We start from the raw sequence: 1560 nt of genomic DNA, 5'->3' as shown, positions 1-1560 counted from the left end.
GCGTGGCCGCCACCGCCTCGGCGCTCAGCGGGCCGGCAAAGCCGCCGCCGGTGGCGGCGCGCAGCGCCGGGTCGTCGAGCTGCATGTCCGCCAGACGCAGGAGCAGCTCGAAGCGGGCCTCGGCCAGGGTGTCGGGCCACAACAGCCAGGCCTCGAAGCGCGGCGCCGCCAGCACATGGTTGTGGCCCAGCCGCGCGGCCCGGCCGGCGCGGAACACATAGATGCGCACGGCCGAGCCCGCCGACTCGATGCGGTAGAGCCGCCCGCCCTGCCCGGCCCGCAGCGCGGCAAAGCGCGGCTCCAGGTCCTGGACCGGCGGCGCGGGTTCTGTCGGTGGCGCTGCACAGCCGGCCAGCCACAGGCCGATCAAGAGCGCGGCCCGCCGCGCCGGGGCAAGGAGATCAAGCAACATAGGGAAAACGGCGAGTCCCGGTGTCGGCATTTTGACAGTCGGCCGGCAGCGTGCTGCACTAGCATCCAGCCATAAGCAAACAGGAGACATCGCCATGGCCGCCAGCCCCTTCCGCCCCGCGCTCGATCTGATGGTGCAGTACGCCCGCTACCACCGCGACCGCCGCAATATCGCCACCCACTTCGTCGGCATCCCGCTGATCGTGTTCGCGATCGGCATCCTGCTGGCGCGCGCGCAGTTCCATCTCGGCGATGTCCAGCTCAGCGCGGCCTGGCTGCTGTGGGCGGCGAGCACCGCCTGGTATCTGAGCCGTGGCAATCTGGTGCTGGGCGCGGCCACCGCGCTGGTCAATGCGGTGCTGATGGCGCTGGCCGAGCCGCTGGCCACCGGTTCGACCGCCGCCTGGCTGGGCTGGGGCCTCGGCATGTTTGTGCTGGGCTGGATCATCCAGTTCGTCGGCCACTACTACGAGGGCAAGAAGCCCGCCTTCGTCGACGACCTGGTGGGCCTGCTGGTCGGGCCGATGTTCGTCGTCGGCGAGGCCTTGTTCATGCTGGGCTGGGGCCGCTCGATGCTGGCCGAGATCGAACGCCAGGCCGGCCCGACCCATTTGCGCGATCTGGCCCAGCCCGCCGGCTGAACTCGACAAGACCCGATGCGCGCCGCGATTACCAGCGGCAGCCCTTGTTCCTGGCCGCATCGGCGGCCAGCGGCAACGCCGCGAGCAACCCCATCTCCTGGTAGGCCTGGCGGCAGTCGGACTTGGCCGCCTTCTCGATGCTCTCGCTGAGCTTGGACTTGAGCTCGGGCGGATGCGGCACCAGCGGCAGCACGCCGCGCGAGCCCCGGCTCGAGACCTCGCCGCCGCGGGTCAGCGGCAGGTTCAGATTCAGCCGCGGTGCATTCGGCGGGGTCGAGGCCGGCGTGGCCACATCATGGCCCTGGCGGGCGCCGGCATCGGGGCTGCCGGCGGGCGGCACTGCGGCTGTGGCGGACGGCGCCGGGCTCGTGCGCGAGCCGGGGTCAGGTGTTGAGGGAGCGACCGTGACCGGCTGGGCGGCAGGCGGGCGTTCGGGCTGGGGCACCGTCGGGGCGCTCGGTGCGGCCGGCAGATCCGGCGCCTCCAAGCGCGTGCTGGGGCTCAGCTG

1 protein-coding gene and 2 pseudogenes are annotated in these 1560 nt (G+C 72.2%); 1 reads left to right on the top strand and 2 read right to left on the bottom strand.

From position 1 onward, the window contains the following. Positions 1 to 412: pseudogene (locus PO768_RS28795) on the bottom strand (hypothetical protein); the annotation flags it as partial. A gap of 94 nt (positions 413 to 506) precedes the next feature. Here PO768_RS28795 and PO768_RS28790 point away from each other — a divergent pair. After that, the gene (locus PO768_RS28790; RefSeq protein ID WP_272648791.1) at positions 507 to 1052 is read left to right on the top strand and encodes an Mpo1 family 2-hydroxy fatty acid dioxygenase; all 546 of its coding nucleotides are present in this window, start codon (positions 507 to 509) and stop codon (positions 1050 to 1052) included. Positions 1053 to 1080: 28 nt separating this feature from the next. Here the strand turns inward: PO768_RS28790 and PO768_RS28785 are convergent. Then, positions 1081 to 1560 (bottom strand): annotated as a pseudogene (locus PO768_RS28785) (hypothetical protein); the annotation flags it as partial.

This window comes from Paucibacter sp. XJ19-41, from assembly GCF_028462495.1.
Taxonomy (GTDB): domain Bacteria; phylum Pseudomonadota; class Gammaproteobacteria; order Burkholderiales; family Burkholderiaceae_C; genus Roseateles_E.
Note: the sequence above shows the minus strand (reverse complement) of the source record. Positions and strands in the feature narration are given on the sequence as shown.

Excerpts from the sequence above, each read along its gene's own strand:
- PO768_RS28790 (WP_272648791.1), top strand. The coding sequence starts at position 507 with ATGGCCGCCAGCCCCTTCCGCCCCGCGCTCGATCTGATGGTGCAGTAC.